At 60.8% G+C, this 17,331-nt stretch carries 15 protein-coding genes; 1 reads left to right on the top strand and 14 read right to left on the bottom strand.

Going from position 1 to position 17,331, the window contains the following annotated elements; translation table 11 throughout:
* Nucleotides 1-97 precede the first annotated feature (97 nt).
* Nucleotides 98-994, top strand: a complete 897-nt coding sequence (locus PVZ78_RS28765) for a LysR substrate-binding domain-containing protein (RefSeq protein ID WP_009047227.1) — start codon at nt 98-100, stop codon at nt 992-994.
* Between the two features lie 165 nt (nt 995-1,159).
* Here the strand turns inward: PVZ78_RS28765 and ispD are convergent, their stop codons facing one another.
* From ispD to PVZ78_RS28695, 14 genes are all read right to left on the bottom strand, one after another.
* Nucleotides 1,160-1,867: a 2-C-methyl-D-erythritol 4-phosphate cytidylyltransferase gene (ispD, locus tag PVZ78_RS28760; RefSeq protein ID WP_016705315.1), complete on the bottom strand. Its 708-nt coding sequence runs from the start codon at nt 1,865-1,867 to the stop codon at nt 1,160-1,162.
* Nucleotides 1,864-2,142, bottom strand: coding sequence for a cell division protein FtsB (gene ftsB, locus PVZ78_RS28755; protein ID WP_007924039.1), 279 nt, complete (start codon nt 2,140-2,142; stop codon nt 1,864-1,866). Before ftsB ends, ispD begins: the two co-directional genes overlap by 4 nt.
* Before the next feature lie 172 nt (nt 2,143-2,314).
* On the bottom strand, nt 2,315-3,604 hold the full coding sequence (gene eno, locus PVZ78_RS28750) for a phosphopyruvate hydratase (protein WP_009047225.1): 1,290 nt from the start codon (nt 3,602-3,604) through the stop codon (nt 2,315-2,317).
* Nucleotides 3,605-3,761: 157 nt separating this feature from the next.
* Nucleotides 3,762-4,607: a 3-deoxy-8-phosphooctulonate synthase gene (gene kdsA, locus PVZ78_RS28745; protein WP_273829633.1), complete on the bottom strand. Its 846-nt coding sequence runs from the start codon at nt 4,605-4,607 to the stop codon at nt 3,762-3,764.
* Between the two features lie 5 nt (nt 4,608-4,612).
* Nucleotides 4,613-6,244 carry a CTP synthase gene (locus PVZ78_RS28740; RefSeq protein ID WP_007924045.1) on the bottom strand — a complete coding sequence of 544 codons (1,632 nt, stop codon included), beginning with the start codon at nt 6,242-6,244 and terminating at the stop codon, nt 4,613-4,615.
* Nucleotides 6,245-6,518: 274 nt separating this feature from the next.
* A complete protein-coding gene (gene tilS, locus PVZ78_RS28735) occupies nt 6,519-7,847 on the bottom strand; it encodes a tRNA lysidine(34) synthetase TilS (protein WP_101281885.1) in 1,329 nt (442 codons plus the stop codon).
* A gap of 119 nt (nt 7,848-7,966) precedes the next feature.
* Complete coding sequence (locus tag PVZ78_RS28730; protein ID WP_016705313.1) at nt 7,967-8,914, bottom strand: acetyl-CoA carboxylase carboxyltransferase subunit alpha; 948 nt, start codon at nt 8,912-8,914, stop codon at nt 7,967-7,969.
* A gap of 140 nt (nt 8,915-9,054) precedes the next feature.
* Entirely contained in the window at nt 9,055-12,579 is a 3,525-nt protein-coding gene (gene dnaE, locus PVZ78_RS28725) for a DNA polymerase III subunit alpha (RefSeq protein ID WP_110175171.1), read from the bottom strand.
* A 69-nt stretch (nt 12,580-12,648) separates the two neighbouring features.
* On the bottom strand, nt 12,649-13,281 hold the full coding sequence (gene rnhB, locus PVZ78_RS28720) for a ribonuclease HII (RefSeq protein WP_016705311.1): 633 nt from the start codon (nt 13,279-13,281) through the stop codon (nt 12,649-12,651).
* An 11-nt stretch (nt 13,282-13,292) separates the two neighbouring features.
* On the bottom strand, nt 13,293-14,423 hold the full coding sequence (gene lpxB, locus PVZ78_RS28715; protein WP_028681759.1) for a lipid-A-disaccharide synthase: 1,131 nt from the start codon (nt 14,421-14,423) through the stop codon (nt 13,293-13,295).
* Between the two features lie 2 nt (nt 14,424-14,425).
* Nucleotides 14,426-15,202, bottom strand: coding sequence for an acyl-ACP--UDP-N-acetylglucosamine O-acyltransferase (gene lpxA / locus PVZ78_RS28710; protein WP_007924057.1), 777 nt, complete (start codon nt 15,200-15,202; stop codon nt 14,426-14,428).
* The gene (gene fabZ, locus PVZ78_RS28705) at nt 15,199-15,639 is read right to left on the bottom strand and encodes a 3-hydroxyacyl-ACP dehydratase FabZ (RefSeq protein ID WP_007924058.1); all 441 of its coding nucleotides are present in this window, start codon (nt 15,637-15,639) and stop codon (nt 15,199-15,201) included. Before fabZ ends, lpxA begins: the two co-directional genes overlap by 4 nt.
* Nucleotides 15,640-15,748: 109 nt before the next feature.
* Nucleotides 15,749-16,804 (bottom strand): UDP-3-O-(3-hydroxymyristoyl)glucosamine N-acyltransferase, encoded by a 1,056-nt coding sequence (lpxD, locus tag PVZ78_RS28700; RefSeq protein WP_009047218.1) that lies wholly within the window; start codon nt 16,802-16,804, stop codon nt 15,749-15,751.
* Between the two features lie 3 nt (nt 16,805-16,807).
* A complete protein-coding gene (locus PVZ78_RS28695; protein ID WP_007924063.1) occupies nt 16,808-17,311 on the bottom strand; it encodes an OmpH family outer membrane protein in 504 nt (167 codons plus the stop codon).
* Nucleotides 17,312-17,331 lie beyond the last annotated feature (20 nt).

Here is a 17,331-nt window from a genome sequence, read left to right as displayed (position 1 = left end):
CCAGCGAATAAAAACGAGACAGGGAGTGTAAAACAGCGCCTGGCGATGAATAATCCGGACAAAAGCAAAACATTATTGCTGTACAGGGATAATCGTCATGAATGAGAACCGCTGGGAAGGCATCGATGAGTTCGTTGCCGTGGCCGAGTGCAGCCAGTTCACTGCCGCCGCGGAACGCCTCGGGGTGTCGTCTTCCCATATCAGCCGGCAGATCGTCCGCCTGGAAGAACGGCTGCAGACCCGCCTGCTGTATCGCAGTACCCGCCGGGTGACCCTGACCGAAGCCGGGCAGACTTTCTTGCAGCATTGCCAGCGCCTGCAGGATGGACGCGAAGAGGCGTTGCGCGCCGTCGGCGACCTGACCAGCGAACCCAAGGGCATGCTGCGCATGACCTGCGCAGTGGCCTATGGCGAACGGTTTATCGTGCCGCTGGTCACCAGTTTCATGGGGCTTTATCCGCAACTGCGGGTGGATATCGAACTGAGCAACCGCCCTTTGGACCTGGTGCATGAAGGCCTGGACCTGGCGATCCGTCTTGGTCGCCTGCAGGATTCACGACTGGTGGCGACCCGCCTGGCGCCGCGTCGCATGTACCTTTGCGCCTCGCCGTCCTACCTGGAGCGTTATGGTCGCCCCCACAGCTTGTCGGAGTTGAGTCGACACAACTGCCTGATCGGCAGCTCGGATATCTGGCAGCTGGAGCAGGACGGCCGCGAGTTCTCCCAGCGGGTGCAAGGCAACTGGCGCTGTAACAGCGGGCAGGCTGTGCTGGATGCGGCGCTGCAGGGGGTTGGCCTCTGCCAGCTACCGGACTATTACGTGCTGGAGCATCTGCATCAAGGCACCCTGATTTCCCTGCTCGAGGCGCATCAGCCACCGAATACCGCGGTGTGGGCGCTGTATCCGCAACAACGGCATCTGTCGCCCAAGGTGCGCAAGCTGGTGGACTATCTCAAGGAGGGGTTGGCCAAGCGGCCGGAGTACAAGGATTGATCCGTAGACGCTGCGGCAGGCTGCGATCGGCCCGGAACGAGGTGCGCTTTTCGCAGGTCATCACCACGCATAGTCAAACCGATCGACCGTGTTGCCCGGTAAACGGCTACTGCGTAGCCGATCGCAGCCTGCGGCAGCGGCTACAGGGACCAGCGAAACCTAAGATCAGCGGCGATTGGCCCAACGCTGGCGTAGCCACTCCAGATCTTCCGGGCGGGTCACCTTGAGGTTGTCCGAACGCCCTTCGATCAGGCGCGGTGCCTGGCCGGCCCACTCCATTGCCGACGCCTCATCGGTAATCGCCACATCCGCCACCAGGCTGTCGGCCAAGGCGCGATGCAAGGCGCCAAGACGGAACATCTGCGGCGTATAGGCTTGCCAGATCAGGCTGCGATCCACGGTTTCCAGCACTCGGCCGTGCTTGTCGATCCGTTTCAGGGTGTCACGGGCCGGCACCGCGAGCAGGCCGCCCACGGGGTCATCCGCCAGCTCGCCCAGCAACTTGTCCAGGTCATCCCGGGACAGGTTCGGCCGTGCGGCATCGTGGACCAGCACCCAGTCATCATCCGCAGCGCCCTGGGCGTGCAGATGGAGCAAGGCATTGAGGACCGATCCGGAACGCTCCGCGCCACCTTCGACCCGCTGGATCCGCGGGTCGTGGGCACAGGCCAGGGTCGGCCAGTAAGGATCGTCAAGCGCCAGGCTGACCACCAGCCCCTTCAGGGAAGGATGGTCGAGGAAACAGCCGAGGCTGTGTTCGAGAATAGTGCGCCCGCCCAGTTGCAAGTATTGCTTGGGACGGTCCGCGGCCATGCGGGCACCGACGCCCGCGGCAGGAATCACGGCCCAGAAGGCCGGTAGAGACTGAATCATTGGGCCAACTGGTAGAGGGTTTCGCCCTCCTTGACCATGCCCAGTTCATGACGAGCCCGCTCTTCCACGGTCTCCATGCCTTTCTTCAATTCCATGACTTCCGCGTCGAGTACACGATTGCGCTCCAGCAGGCGCTCGTTTTCAGCGCGCTGATCGGCAATTTGCTGAGTCAGGTCGGTTACCTGCGCCAAGCTGCCATTCCCCACCCAGAGGCGGTACTGCAGGCCAGCCAGCAGCAAGAGCAAGACGAGGAACAACCAATTGGGACTGCGCATCGAATATCGGGTATCCAGTGAAAAAAGACAGCCATGCCAACAACTTCGAACCTACTGACAGCACGAAGCCTGGAAGAACCAGGCTTGTGCTCTTAAGGCATCAGATTAGTGGCAAAAACCTCGCTGATGCGATTTTTCTGACCCAATCCGGTGTCTTTGTACCATCTACCGCTTAACCGCGAAACTCGCTGCGGCCGTTGTACTTGGCCTTGCCATTCAATTGCTCTTCGATACGCAGCAATTGGTTGTACTTGGACACGCGGTCGGAACGGCACAGCGAACCGGTCTTGATCTGGCCAGCCGAGGTGCCCACGGCCAGGTCGGCAATGGTCGAATCTTCGGTTTCGCCGGAACGGTGCGAAATCACTGCGGTGTAACCGGCAGCCTTGGCCATCTGGATGGCTTCCAGGGTTTCGGTCAGGGTACCGATCTGGTTGAACTTGATCAGGATCGAGTTGGCGATCTTCTTGTCGATGCCTTCTTTCAGGATCTTGGTGTTGGTCACGAACAGGTCGTCGCCCACCAGCTGGGTCTTCTCGCCGATCTTGTCGGTGAGGATCTTCCAGCCAGCCCAGTCGGACTCGTCCAGACCGTCTTCGATGGAGATGATCGGGTAACGCTCGGTCAGGCCCTTGAGGTAGTCGGCGAAACCTTCAGCGGTGAACACCTGGCCTTCGCCGGACAGGTTGTACTTGCCGTCTTCGAAGAACTCGCTGGCTGCGCAGTCCAGAGCCAGGGTCACGTCGGTGCCCAGCTTGTAACCGGCGTTGGCCACCGCTTCGGAGATCACTTTCAGGGCGTCTTCGTTGGAAGCCAGGTTCGGTGCGAAACCACCTTCGTCACCTACGGCGGTGCTCAGGCCACGGGCCTTCAGCACGGCTTTGAGGTGATGGAAAATCTCGGTGCCCATGCGCAGGCCTTCGGAGAAGGACTTGGCGCCAACCGGCTGCACCATGAATTCCTGGATGTCGACGTTGTTATCGGCGTGCTCGCCACCGTTGATGATGTTCATCATCGGCACCGGCATCGAGTAGACGCCCGGAGTACCGTTCAGGTTGGCGATGTGCGCGTACAGCGGCAGGTCCTGGTCCTGTGCTGCTGCCTTGGCCGCGGCCAGGGACACGGCGAGGATCGCGTTGGCGCCCAGGGTTGCCTTGTTTTCAGTACCGTCCAGCTTGATCATCGCCTGATCGAGGGCCTTCTGGTCGCTTGGGTCTTTACCCAGCAGCAGGTCACGGATCGGACCATTGATGTTGGCTACGGCCTTCAGTACGCCCTTGCCCAGGTAACGGCTCTTGTCGCCATCACGCAGCTCCAGCGCTTCACGCGAGCCGGTGGAAGCACCGGACGGCGCGCAGGCGCTGCCGATGATGCCGTTATCGAGAAGCACGTCCGCTTCGACGGTGGGGTTGCCACGGGAGTCGAGAACTTCACGACCTTTGATGTCGACGATTTTTGCCATTGTTGTAAACACTCCAAAGTTGACGAAAACGACGCAGCTGAAGGGAATCTCTTTACCGTCGGCAAGCAGGGAACAGGGGGCAGACTTGCGGACGATAAGGCTCAGGCCCGCGGGCCTGAGCATTTAATCGTGCGGTACTTTACCGGAGAAATCGGTTTTACGCGGTCTCTACCGTCGGAAAACTCTTAACCAGTTCGTCCAGGGACTTGAGCTGGGCCAGGAAAGGTTCGAGCTTGTCCAGGCGCAGGGCGCATGGACCGTCGCATTTGGCGTTGTCCGGATCCGGGTGGGCTTCCAGGAACAGGCCGGCCAGGGACTGGCTCATGCCGGCCTTGGCCAGGTCGGTGACCTGGGCACGACGACCGCCGGCCGAGTCGGCACGACCGCCGGGCATTTGCAGCGCGTGGGTCACGTCGAAGAACACCGGGTATTCGAACTGCTTCATGATGCCGAAGCCGAGCATGTCCACCACCAGGTTGTTGTAACCGAAGCTCGAACCACGCTCGCAGAGGATCAACTGATCGTTACCCGCTTCTTCGCATTTGCTCAGGATGTGTTTCATTTCCTGGGGCGCGAGGAACTGGGCTTTCTTGATGTTGATCACCGCACCGGTCTTGGCCATCGCGACCACCAGGTCGGTCTGGCGCGACAGGAAGGCCGGCAGCTGAATGATGTCGCAGACCTCGGCGACGACCGCGGCCTGGTAGGGCTCATGGACGTCGGTGATGATCGGCACGCCGAAGGCTTGCTTGATGTCCTGGAAGATGCGCATGCCCTCTTCCAGGCCAGGACCACGATAAGAGGTCACAGAAGACCGGTTGGCCTTGTCGAAACTGGCCTTGAACACGTAAGGGATACCGAGCTTTTCGGTGACCTTCACGTACTCTTCGCAGACCTGCATGGCCATGTCACGGCTTTCCAGCACGTTCATGCCGCCGAACAGCACCATGGGCTTGTCGTTGGCAATCTCGATGTCGCCGACGCGGATGATCTTCTGTGCCATCGGGGTTACGCCTTCTTCTGGTGTTGAGCCAAAGCGGCCTTGACGAAGCCACTGAACAGCGGATGGCCGTCACGTGGGGTCGAGGTGAACTCAGGGTGGAACTGGCAGGCGACGAACCATGGATGGTCCTGTGCCTCGACCACTTCAACCAGCGCGCCATCGCCGGAACGACCGGAAATCTTCAGGCCGGCGTCGATCAGCTGTGGCAGCAGGTTGTTGTTCACTTCGTAACGGTGACGGTGACGCTCGACGATCACATCCTTGGCGTAGCAATCGTGCACCTTGGAGCCGGCTTCGAGCAGGCATTCCTGAGCGCCGAGACGCATGGTGCCGCCCAGGTCGGAAGCTTCGGTACGGGTTTCGACGGCACCGGTGGCATCAGCCCACTCGGTGATCAGGCCGACGACCGGGTGACCGCTGGCGCGATCGAACTCGGTGGAGTTGGCGTCCTTCCAGCCCATGACGTTACGAGCGAACTCAATCACGGCCACTTGCATGCCCAGGCAGATACCCAGGTAAGGCACCTTGTTTTCGCGAGCGTACTGGACGGCGGTGATCTTGCCTTCCACGCCACGCAGGCCGAAACCGCCTGGAACCAGGATCGCATCGACACCTTCGAGCAGCGCGGTGCCCTGGTTCTCGATGTCTTCGGAGTCGATGTAACGCAGGTTGACCTTGGTACGGTTGGTAATACCGGCGTGACTCATCGCTTCGATCAGCGACTTGTAGGCGTCCAGCAGCTCCATGTACTTGCCGACCATGGCGATGGTGACTTCGTGCTCGGGGTTGAGCTTGGCGTCGACCACTTTTTCCCACTCGGACAGATCGGCACCGTTGCATTGCAGGCCGAAACGCTCGACGACGAAATCGTCCAGACCCTGGGCGTGCAGCACGGCCGGGATCTTGTAGATGGTGTCGACGTCTTCCAGGGAGATCACCGCGCGCTCTTCAACGTTGGTGAACAACGCGATCTTGCGACGCGAGGACACGTCCACCGGGTGGTCGGAGCGGCAGATCAGCACGTCAGGCTGCAGGCCGATGGAGCGCAGCTCTTTCACCGAGTGCTGGGTCGGCTTGGTCTTGGTCTCGCCAGCGGTGGCGATGTACGGAACCAGGGTCAAGTGCATCAGCATCGCGCGCTTGGAACCGACTTCGACGCGCAGCTGGCGGATGGCCTCGAGGAACGGTTGCGACTCGATGTCACCCACGGTGCCGCCGATCTCCACCAGGGCCACGTCGGCATCGCCGGCGCCCTTGATGATGCGACGCTTGATCTCGTCGGTGATGTGCGGAATCACCTGGATGGTGGCGCCCAGGTAATCACCACGGCGCTCTTTGCGCAGCACGTGCTCGTAGACACGACCGGTGGTGAAGTTGTTGTTCTGGGTCATAGTCGTGCGGATGAACCGCTCGTAGTGGCCCAGGTCCAGGTCGGTCTCGGCGCCGTCGTGGGTGACGAACACTTCACCGTGCTGGAACGGGCTCATGGTGCCCGGGTCGACGTTGATGTACGGGTCCAGCTTGAGCATGGTGACCTTAAGTCCCCGCGCCTCCAGGATGGCCGCCAATGAAGCCGAGGCAATGCCTTTCCCCAATGAAGAAACAACACCGCCCGTGACGAATATGTAGCGCGTCATGAAAAACCCTAGAAGTCTGCGTTAAAGCGGTCCGAGCCGCCGGGGAAAGCGAAGGAAGGCCGAAGCCCCCGATCACCTGCATTAATCACAGTGCACCTTTCAAAAAAACCGCCGCGTTGGGACAGACCGGAAGAGAAAACACCGGTACGTTGCTCGCTACACATTTTTTGGAATCGCCCAGCAAAGACTGCTTGGTAATCGGCAACTCCTGCAATTCAGGCGAATCCACAGAAGTTGTATCAAGAAGGGAGCGTAGTCTACCGGAAAGGGACTTTCAGCTCAAACCTTGATCGCTCGAAGGCGGCTGCCAATGCAATTGCCAGCCTTCATGGGTATTTGCGTCAAGACCTGGCAGGTTCGCCACCGCGAGCAATTCTTCACCTCGATACAGCAGCGGCAATCTGCCACGGACGAAGGCCGGCAGACCCGCCTCATTGAGCAGACGCTTGAGATCGCGGTGGCCGCGCCCAGGCAGTTGCATCACCTCGCCCCCCTGACGGTAACGCACCTGCAAGGGCCCTTGCGGCGCGCCACCGATGAATTGCAATCGCCCATTGCCTGGTAACGGCAAAGGCGCAGCGGTATCGACCCAACTCGGCACCGATAGCGGGGATTGCAGCCAGCTACCCGACAACCACCAGACGCGCCCTGCCGACCGCTGCAACTCGCCCTGCCCCAGCCGCCATACCGGACGGCTGTCGCCCGCGGCATCGCGCAGCGTCTGCCAGCCCGCCCAGTGGTCGCTGTCAGGCAGCGGCGTGAGCCGGCTCAGCCAGTGACCCAGGGCATTGCGCTGACGCGCCTCCGACAAGCCGACCAAAGGCACCAGCGCCAGGGACGGCAACCCCAGCCACTCGAATTCAGCGCCCACAGCCGCCTCTTGCAGATCGATGAGCGCCAACTCATCCAGCAACTCCCGGGCCTCGCGCACATGCGCTGCGCTGCGCGCCAGGCTGCTGGCAGCTTGTGGCCAGCGGGCAGTCAGCAATGGGAACACCTGATGGCGCAGGTAATTACGGGAGAACTGCCGGTCCTGGTTGGAGGGATCTTCGATCCAATGCAGCTGGTGATCATGAGCGTAACGCTCCAGTTCGTCGCGGGAGACGTCGAGCAAAGGCCGCAGCAAATGCCCCTGCCCCAAGGCACGCGACGCCGGCATGGCGGACAAGCCCCTGACCCCAGCCCCACGCAGCAGTCGGAACAACAGGGTTTCCGCCTGATCGTCGCGGTGCTGGGCCGTCAGCAGCACCTCATTGCTGCCGGTTACTTCTTCGAACGCAGCATAACGCGCCTCCCGCGCTGCACGCTCCAGGCTGGCCCCCGGTTGCACCTGCACCGCCACTATTTGCAACGGCACCCCCAAGGCCTCGCACTGGGTTCGACAATGCTCCGGCCAGGCGTCAGCCACAGCCTGAAGGCCGTGATGCACATGGATGGCGGTCAATGGGGGAAGTGTGTGTCGCTGCCTGAGTTGGGCAAGCAGGTGCAGCAGGACGGTGGAGTCGAGGCCACCGGAGAACGCGATGCGCCAGGCCGATCGATCCAGCCAGGGCAGGAGGCGTTGCAGCAGTTTTTGCGTAAGGACGGTATCGAATGGGCTCATGAGTGGACCGGATCCTGAGTAGAGACCGAGCTTGCTCGCAGTGCCTGAAAAGCCTCGACCTGAATGGCCGAGGCGCCCATTTCGCGAGCAAGCCCGCCCCTACAAGGAGCGTCGATCTGTCAGAGACCGTAGCTCATCAGGCGATCGTAACGACGCGCCAGCAGGGTGTCGTTATCCATCTTCTTGAGCATCGCCAGCTGGGAGGTCAGCTCGGCGCGGATCAGAGCAGCAGCGGCAGCCGGATCACGGTGCGCGCCACCCAGCGGCTCGCTGATGACCTTATCGACAATGCCCAGGCCTTTCAGGCGCTCGGCGGTGATGCCCATGGCTTCGGCAGCATCCGGCGCTTTCTCGGCGGTTTTCCACAGGATCGAGGCGCAGCCTTCCGGCGAGATCACCGCGTAAGTGGAGTACTGCAGCATGTTCAGTTGATCGCAGACACCAATGGCCAGCGCACCGCCGGAACCACCTTCACCAATCACGGTGGCGATGATCGGGGTTTTCAGGCGTGCCATGACCCGTAGGTTCCAGGCGATAGCCTCGCTCTGGTTGCGCTCTTCGGCGTCGATACCCGGATAGGCGCCCGGAGTGTCGATGAAGGTCAGGATCGGCATCTTGAAGCGTTCGGCCATTTCCATCAGGCGGCACGCCTTGCGATAGCCTTCAGGACGCGGCATGCCGAAGTTGCGACGGACTTTCTCGCGCACTTCACGGCCTTTCTGGTGGCCGATGATCATGACCGGCTGGTCGTCCAGACGGGCAACACCGCCGACGATCGCGGCGTCGTCGGAGAAGTGACGGTCGCCATGCAGCTCGTCGAACTCGGTGAAGATGTGCTCGATGTAGTCCAGGGTGTACGGACGACGCGGGTGACGCGCCAGGCGTGCGATCTGCCAGCTGGTCAGCTTGCCGAAGATGTCCTCGGTCAAGGTGCTGCTCTTGTCTTGCAGGCGGGAGATCTCATCGCCGATATTCAGCGAATTGTCATTACCGACCAAGCGCAACTCTTCGATCTTGGCTTGCAGGTCGGCGATCGGCTGTTCGAAATCAAGAAAATTCGGGTTCATAGGCGTCCGTCTTGGGTCGACGTCCAAGAGAGCTTGGGCCGGCCGGTTGTCTATTCGCGCCCTACCTTAAGGGAGAGGCGCGTTCAGGTCGAGATTAAAAGTTCGGGTCGAGATCGGCGCACTTTCATGGCGCCTGACCGTCAACGGTATTGGAGGAAGACGTTGTCTCGCCCGAACTGGTCACGCAGGGCTTGAATCAAGGCATCCGCCGGGTCGATCCGCCAGGCTTCGCCGAACTGCAGCAAGGCCTTGGCGTCCTCCTTGGTGTACTCCATGGAGATCGGGCAAGCACCGCGATGGCGTTTGCACAGCTCCCCCAGCCAGCGTAGCTGATCGCCCTTGAGGGCTTCGGTGTGCACCTTCAGGCGCAGGCTTTCCGCCAGGTTGGTGCGGGCATCTTCCATGCTCATCACCCGCTTGACCCGCAGGCGCAGGCCGCCGGAGAAGTCGTCGTTGCTGACCTCGCCCTCGACCACCACCATCGCGTCGGTCTGCAGCAGGGACTGCGCCGAATGGAAGGCATCGGCGAACAGCGAGGCCTCGATCCGCCCCGAACGATCGTCAAGGGTGATGAACCCCATCTTGTCGCCCTTTTTGTTCTTCATGACCCGCAGGGCAATGATCATGCCCGCGACGGTCTGGGTATCGCGCGCCGGCTTCAGGTCGACGATGCGCTGGCGGGCGAAACGCCGGATCTCACCTTCGTATTCGTCGATCGGGTGCCCGGTCAGGTACAGGCCGAGGGTGTCTTTCTCCCCTTTCAGGCGTTCCTTGAGGGTCAGTTCCTTGGCCTTGCGATGATTGGCGTAGACATCCGCATCCTCTTCGACGAAGACCCCGCCGAACAGGTCGGCGTGACCACTGTCGGCGGTTCGCGCGGTCTGCTCGGCCGCCTTGACCGCTTCCTCCAGGGCCGACAACAGCACCGCGCGGTTGCGGTCGATGTTGGCCTGGTAGGCCTTGAGTTCGTCGTGGAAGTAGGGCCCCAGGCGATCCAGGGCACCACTGCGGATCAACGCATCGAGGGTGCGCTTGTTAATGCGCTTGAGGTCGACCCGGCTGCAGAAGTCGAACAGGTCCTTGAACGGGCCACCTTCGGCACGGGCCTCGACGATCGCCTCCACCGGCCCCTCGCCCACACCCTTGATCGCTCCCAGGCCATAGACAATACGGCCGTCGTTGTTGACGGTGAACTTGAAGTCGGAACTGTTCACATCCGGCGCATCGAGGCGCAGCTTCATGCTGCGCACTTCTTCGATCAGCACCACCACCTTGTCGGTGTTGTGCATATCCGCGGACAGTACCGCCGCCATGAAAGGCGCCGGGTGATGCGTCTTGAGCCATGCAGTCTGGTAGGACACCAGCCCGTAGGCGGCCGAGTGGGACTTGTTGAAACCGTAGCCGGCGAATTTTTCCACCAGGTCGAAGATGTTGCCCGCCAGGTCGGCATCGATACCGTTGTTGGCGCAACCTTCGATGAAGCCGCCGCGCTGCTTGGCCATCTCCTCGGGTTTCTTCTTACCCATGGCACGACGCAGCATGTCGGCCCCGCCAAGGGTGTAGCCAGCCATCACCTGGGCAATCTGCATCACCTGTTCCTGATACAGGATGATGCCGTAGGTCGGTGCCAGTACCGGCCGCAAGCCATCGTACTGGTAGTCCGGATGCGGATAGGCCAGTTCGGCGCGACCGTGCTTACGGTTGATGAAGTCGTCCACCATGCCCGATTGCAACGGACCGGGACGGAACAACGCTACCAGTGCGATCAGGTCTTCCAGGCAGTCGGGCTTGAGCTTCTTGATCAGCTCTTTCATGCCTCGGGATTCGAGCTGGAACACCGCGGTGGTCTCGGCCTTCTGCAGCAGCTCGTACGTCTTCTTGTCGTCCAGCGGGATGAAGTCGATGTTGACGTCGGGCAGGTTCTTTTTCACCTGCTCGCGGTTGATGGTCTCCATCGCCCACTTGATGATGGTCAGGGTCCGCAGGCCGAGGAAGTCGAACTTCACCAGGCCGGCAGCCTCGACGTCGTCCTTGTCGAACTGGGTTACCAGGCCGTCGCCGGCTTCGTCGCAATAGATCGGCGAGAAGTCGGTCAGCTTGGTCGGGGCGATAACCACGCCACCGGCGTGCTTGCCGACGTTACGCACCACGCCCTCGAGCTTGCGCGCCATCTCCCAGATTTCCGCCGCTTCTTCATCGACCTTGATGAAGTCGCGCAGGATTTCTTCCTGCTCGTAGGCTTTTTCCAGGGTCATGCCGACTTCGAAGGGGATCATCTTCGACAGACGGTCAGCCAGGCCGTAGGACTTGCCCTGCACCCGCGCCACGTCCCGCACCACAGCCTTGGCGGCCATGGAACCGAAGGTGATGATCTGGCTTACGGCGTTGCGGCCATATTTCTCGGCCACGTAGTCGATAACCCGGTCACGACCGTCCATGCAGAAGTCGACGTCGAAGTCGGGCATGGAAACCCGTTCCGGGTTGAGGAAACGTTCGAACAGCAGGTCGTAGGCCAGCGGGTCGAGGTCGGTGATCTTCTGCACGTAGGCCACCAGGGAGCCGGCACCCGAGCCCCGGCCAGGACCTACCGGCACGCCGTTGCTCTTGGCCCACTGGATAAAATCCATAACGATCAGGAAGTAACCGGGGAACCCCATCTGGATAATGATATCCAGCTCGAAATTCAGCCGGTCGACATACACCTGGCGCTTGGCTTCATAGTCTTCGGTGGTGTCCTTGGGCAGCAGCACGCTGAGGCGCTCTTCCAGCCCGTCGAAGGAAACCTTGCGGAAATATTCATCGATGGTCATGCCATCGGGAATCGGATAGTCAGGCAAGAAGTGCTTGCCCAGCTTCACTTCGATATTGCAGCGCTTGGCAATCTCGACCGTGTTTTCCAGGGCCTCGGGCAGGTCGCTGAACAGCTCGGCCATTTCCTCGGCGCTTTTCAGGTACTGCTGGTCGCTGTAGTTCTTCGAGCGACGCGGATCGTCGAGGGCGCGGCCTTCACCGATGCAGACCCGGGTTTCATGGGCCTCGAAGTCTTCGCGCTTGATGAACCGCACATCGTTGGTCGCCACCAGCGGCGCGCCGATCTTGTCCGCCAGGGCCACGGCTGCGTGCAACTGCTCTTCGTCGTTGGGACGGTTGGTACGCTGCACTTCCAGATAGAAACGGTCCGGGAACACCGCCATCCATTCGCGAGCCAGGGTTTCCGCTTCTTGCAGGTCGCCAGAGAGCAGGGCAAGACCGATCTCGCCCTCTTTCGCGGCCGAGAGCATGATCAGGCCTTCGGCGGCCTCGGCCACCCACTCGCGCTCGATGATGATCTGGCCATTACGCTGGCCATCGATAAAGCCGCGGGAAATCAGCTCGGTCAGGTTGCGATAGCCAACGGCGTTCATCACCAGCAGGCTGATGCGGCTCAGTGGATTCTCGGGATCCTTGTTCGACAGCCACAGGTCGGCGCCACAGATCGGCTTGATCCCGGTGCCCATGGCCGCCTTGTAGAACTTGACCAGGGAACACATGTTGTTCTGGTCGGTAACCGCCACCGCGGGCATGCCCATGCCGGTCAACGTCTTGACCAGCGGTTTGATCCGCACCAGACCGTCAACCAGGGAATATTCAGTGTGCAGGCGTAGATGAACGAATGAAGCCGGCATAGTGATCCTGTAATGAGCACAAAAACAACAAGGCCCGGATTGTACCGGGCCTTCGCTAAAACATCAGCCTCAGGACTGAATCTCGCCCAGGTTCTCACGGGCTTCGTAGGCTTGGCGCACCGGCGCGAACGAGCGCCGGTGAATCGGCGTCGGCCCCAGGCGGGCCAGCGCTTCCAGATGAACGGGCGTCGGGTAGCCCTTGTGCCCGCCGATGCCATAACCCGGGTAGATCAGCTCGAACGCCGCCATCTCGCGATCCCGGCTGACCTTGGCAAGAATCGACGCCGCTGCGATCGCCGGCACCTTGCTATCACCCTGGACCACGGCTTCGGCAGGCATCGACAGTTTCGGGCAACGATTACCGTCGATCATTGCCAGTTTCGGGGTCACGCTCAGCCCTTCTACCGCCCGCTGCATGGCCAGCATGGTGGCATGCAGGATATTCAACTCGTCGATTTCCTCGACTTCGGCGCGGGCAATGCACCAGCTCAGGGCTTTTTCACAAATCTCGTCATAGAGCTTTTCGCGACGGGCCTCGGTGAGCTTCTTCGAGTCATTCAGACCGAGAATCGGCCGGCTCGGATCGAGGATGACCGCAGCCGTGACCACTGCGCCGCACAAGGGGCCGCGCCCGACTTCGTCGACACCGGCCACCAGGTCTTCGGCATCGGCCACCAGAGAGAAATCCAGTCCCATCTGCATCTTTTCGTTACTCATGCCGGTTTGCCAATCAGGTTCAACACCGCTTCAGCCGCCTGGTTAGAGGCATCCCGGCGCAAAGTGCGATGGATCTCGTCAAAACCGCGAGTCTGCTCCTGGCCGTCTTCGATCAAGGGCGACAGGGTCTGGGCCAGGGCCTCCGCAGTCGCGTCATCCTGCAGCAGTTCGGGAACCAGCAGGCGCTGGGCCAGCAGGTTCGGCAGGGAAATATAAGGGCTCTTGACCATACGCTTGAGAATCCAGAAGGTCAGCGGCGCCAGGCGATAGGCGACGACCATCGGGCGCTTGTAGAGCAGCGCCTCAAGGGTTGCGGTGCCGGAGGCGATCAATACCGCATCGCAAGCCGCCAGCGCCTGATGCGACTGGCCGTTGAGCAGGGTCAACGGCAGGTCGCGACCGGCCAGCAGCTCTTCCAGCTGAGTACGCCGCTCGGGGCTCGCGCAAGGCATGACGAAACGCACCCCTGGACGCAAGGCGCGCAGGCGTTGTGCCGCGTCGAGGAACAAGGCCCCGAGGCGCCCGACTTCGCCGCCACGGCTGCCCGGCATCAGGGCCACCAGCGGCCCCTCGGGCAAGCCCAGCTCAGCGCGAGCCGCGGCCCGATCGGCCTCCAGCGGAATAGCATCGGCCAGGGAGTGCCCGACGAACCGCACCGGCACGCCCTTCTCTTCATAGAATTTGGCTTCGAACGGGAACAGCGTCAGCATCAGGTCGCAACCTTCGCGGATCTTCAGCACGCGCTTTTGCCGCCAGGCCCAGACCGAAGGACTGACGTAGTGCACGGTCTTGATGCCGGCCTGACGCAACTGGAGTTCGATGTTCAGGTTGAAATCGGGGGCGTCGATGCCGATGAACACGTCCGGCTTTTCGGCGATCAGGGTCTGCACCAGCTTCTTGCGCCGGGCCAGCAGTTCGCGCAGGCGTCCCAGGACCTCTACCAGGCCCATGACCGCCAGGCGCTCCATCGGGAAGTAGGAAACCAGCCCTTCGGCCTGCATCAGCGGGCCACCGACACCGATGAACTCAACGGCGGGATGCTGGACCTTGAGCGCGCGCATCAAACCGGCGCCAAGAATGTCACCGGAAGCTTCGCCAGCCACCAGCGCAATACGCAGTTTGCTCATGATTAACGGGTGATGCCGCGAGTCGAAGACTGGATCGAGTCACGAAATACCGCGACTTCGGGAAATTGTGCAGCAGCTTCTGCCAGCTCGACGAGTGCCTGATCGACGGTCAAGCCCTGGCGATACACCACTTTATAGGCTCGACGCAGGGCGTGAATCGCGTCTTCGCTGAAACCACGACGGCGCATGCCCTCGAAGTTCATGCTGCGCGCCTCGGCCGGGTTGCCGAACACTGTGACAAAGGCCGGAACATCCTTGCCGATCGCCGTCCCCATGCCGGAAAAGCTGTGGGCGCCGATATGGCAGTACTGGTGAACCAGGGTGAAGCCGGACAGGATCGCCCAATCGTCCACATGCACATGGCCGGCCAACGCCGTGTTGTTGACCAGGATGCAGTGGTTGCCGATCACGCTGTCGTGACCGATATGGGCATACGCCATGACCAGATTGTGATCACCGAGAGTGGTCTCGGAACGGTCCTGGACAGTGCCGCGATGAATGGTCACGCCTTCACGAATGACGTTGTGGTCACCAATCACCAGGCGGGTTTCCTCGCCTTTGTATTTCAGATCGGGAGTGTCTTCGCCTACCGAGGAGAACTGGTAGATACGATTGTGCTTACCGATCCGGGTCGGGCCTTTGAGCACCACATGCGGCCCGATCACCGTACCCTCGCCGATTTCCACACCGGCGCCAACGATCGACCACGGGCCAACCTCAACGTCGTCGGCCAGAATGGCCGTCGGATCGATGATTGCGCGAGGGTCAATCAAACTCATAGTTTGCGTTCCGCACAGATGATTTCAGCGGAGCAGACTGGCTTGCCGTCGACCGAAGCCTGGCATTCGAATTTCCAGATCTGGCGCTTGCAACTGATGAACTTGGCTTCCAGGATCAACTGGTCGCCCGGCAGCACCGGCTGGCGGAAGCGCAGCTTGTCGGAACCGACGAAGTAGTAGAGGGTGCCATCGGCCGGCTTCACGTCCAGCATCTTGAAACCAAGAATGCCCGCAGCCTGAGCCATGGCTTCGATGATCAGCACGCCCGGCATGATTGGATGCGCGGGGAAGTGACCATTGAAGAAAGGTTCGTTGATGCTGACATTCTTGTAGGCACGAATGCACTTGCCCTCAACATCCAGATCCACTACCCGGTCCACCAACAGGAACGGGTAACGGTGAGGCAGGTATTCGCGAATCTCGTTGATGTCCATCATTTCGGGGGGAAGCCTGTAGTAAAGATTGGGAGCGCGCGACTAACGCACACTCCTCTAGCAAATCAAGGAGGCAGTCTAACGGCTGTGCACACTTGATATGGAAATGGTATCAGCCATCTGATGAAGCTTTACCGTCGGGGGTCACGTCCCCTACGCGCTTTTCCAGTTGTCGCAGGCGTCGCGCAAGATCATCGAGCTGACGGATGCGTGCCGCGCTTTTGCGCCACTCGGCAGCAGGCTGCATGGCTGTACCGGAAGAGTAGGAGCCCGGCTCGGTAATCGAGTGGGTCACCATGGTCATCCCGGTCAGGAAAACGTTGTCGCAAATATCGATGTGGCCGACCAGCCCGACACCGCCGGCGAGCATGCAATGCTTGCCGATCCGGGTGCTGCCGGAAATACCGACACAGGCCGCCATGGCGGTGTGATCACCGACCTGGACGTTGTGGGCGATCTGAATCTGGTTATCCAGCTTCACGCCATTGCCAATGACGGTATCGGCCAGCGCACCGCGATCGATAGCGGTATTCACGCCAATCTCGACATCATCGCCAATGGTGACGCCACCAACCTGCGCAATCTTCTGCCAGATGCCTTTCTCGTTGGCGAAACCGAAACCTTCACCGCCCAGTACCGCACCAGACTGAATGACCACACGCTTGCCGATACGCACATCGTGGTAAAGCGTCACACGTGGAGCCAGCCAGCCGCCCTCGCCAATCTGGCAACGGGCACCGATAAAACAATGAGCACCGATCGTGACACCCGCGGCGATTTGCGCACCGCTCTCGATGACCGCAAACGCGCCAATACTGGCAGCCGCGTCGACCACAGCATCCTCGGCAATGACCGCAGTCGGATGAATACCGGCAGCAGCCTTGGGCTTGGGATCGAACAGGTGGGAAATGCGTGCGTACGACAGGTAGGGGTCGGCCACTACCAGGGCATCACCGGCATAACCTTCGGCATCCGCCGCCTTCAGCAGCACGGCACCCGCCTGGCTGTCAGCCAGATACTTACGGTATTGGGGATTTGCCAAAAAGCTCAACTGAGCTGGGCCAGCCTCCTGCAAGGTGGCTAGCCCAGTGATTTCTTTCTCTGCGGAGCCACGCAGGGTGGCTCCGAGGAACTCGGCCAGCTGGCCGAGCTTTATAGTCGCTGTCATGGGTTACTTCAGCTGATTCATGCGCTCGATAACCTGGCGAGTGATGTCGTACTGAGGTTTGACATCAATCACTGCACCACGCTCGAACACCAGGTCAAAACCACCTTTCTTGATGACTTCTTCCACGGCGCTGTCGAGTTTCGGCTTCAGTTGCTTGAGCATTTCACGATCGGCAACGGCCTTGGCTTCGTTCAGTTCCTTGGACTGGAACTGGAAGTCACGGGCTTTCTGCTTGAATTCGAGCTCCAGGCGCTCACGCTCGCCCTGCTGCATCTTGTCGCCACCGGCAACCAGACGATCCTGGATGCCCTTGGCGCTGCTTTCCAGGGTTTTCAGCTTGTTCAACTGCGGGCCGAACTTCTTCTCGGCATCCACCGCGTATTTCTTCGCAGCATCGGATTCCAGCAGTGCCATCTGATAGTTCAGTACGGCGATTTTCATGTCGGCGAAGGCCGGACCTGCTACCAGGACAGTCGCCAGGAGAACCAATTGAGTCAACTTACGCACGATGCACTCCTACAAAATCC

Source organism: Pseudomonas sp. SBT1-2 (assembly GCF_028640875.1).
GTDB classification, from domain to species: domain Bacteria; phylum Pseudomonadota; class Gammaproteobacteria; order Pseudomonadales; family Pseudomonadaceae; genus Aquipseudomonas; species Aquipseudomonas chlororaphis_I.
This window is presented reverse-complemented; position numbering and strand designations above follow the sequence as displayed.

Coding starts and splice junctions, on each gene's coding strand:
- PVZ78_RS28765 (WP_009047227.1), top strand. CDS start 98: ATGAATGAGAACCGCTGGGAAGGCATCGATGAGTTCGTTGCCGTGGCC.
- ispD (WP_016705315.1), bottom strand. CDS start 1,867: ATGATTCAGTCTCTACCGGCCTTCTGGGCCGTGATTCCTGCCGCGGGC.
- ftsB (WP_007924039.1), bottom strand. CDS start 2,142: ATGCGCAGTCCCAATTGGTTGTTCCTCGTCTTGCTCTTGCTGCTGGCT.
- eno (WP_009047225.1), bottom strand. CDS start 3,604: ATGGCAAAAATCGTCGACATCAAAGGTCGTGAAGTTCTCGACTCCCGT.
- kdsA (WP_273829633.1), bottom strand. CDS start 4,607: ATGGCACAGAAGATCATCCGCGTCGGCGACATCGAGATTGCCAACGAC.
- PVZ78_RS28740 (WP_007924045.1), bottom strand. CDS start 6,244: ATGACGCGCTACATATTCGTCACGGGCGGTGTTGTTTCTTCATTGGGG.
- tilS (WP_101281885.1), bottom strand. CDS start 7,847: ATGAGCCCATTCGATACCGTCCTTACGCAAAAACTGCTGCAACGCCTC.
- PVZ78_RS28730 (WP_016705313.1), bottom strand. CDS start 8,914: ATGAACCCGAATTTTCTTGATTTCGAACAGCCGATCGCCGACCTGCAA.
- dnaE (WP_110175171.1), bottom strand. CDS start 12,579: ATGCCGGCTTCATTCGTTCATCTACGCCTGCACACTGAATATTCCCTG.
- rnhB (WP_016705311.1), bottom strand. CDS start 13,281: ATGCAGATGGGACTGGATTTCTCTCTGGTGGCCGATGCCGAAGACCTG.
- lpxB (WP_028681759.1), bottom strand. CDS start 14,423: ATGAGCAAACTGCGTATTGCGCTGGTGGCTGGCGAAGCTTCCGGTGAC.
- lpxA (WP_007924057.1), bottom strand. CDS start 15,202: ATGAGTTTGATTGACCCTCGCGCAATCATCGATCCGACGGCCATTCTG.
- fabZ (WP_007924058.1), bottom strand. CDS start 15,639: ATGATGGACATCAACGAGATTCGCGAATACCTGCCTCACCGTTACCCG.
- lpxD (WP_009047218.1), bottom strand. CDS start 16,804: ATGACAGCGACTATAAAGCTCGGCCAGCTGGCCGAGTTCCTCGGAGCC.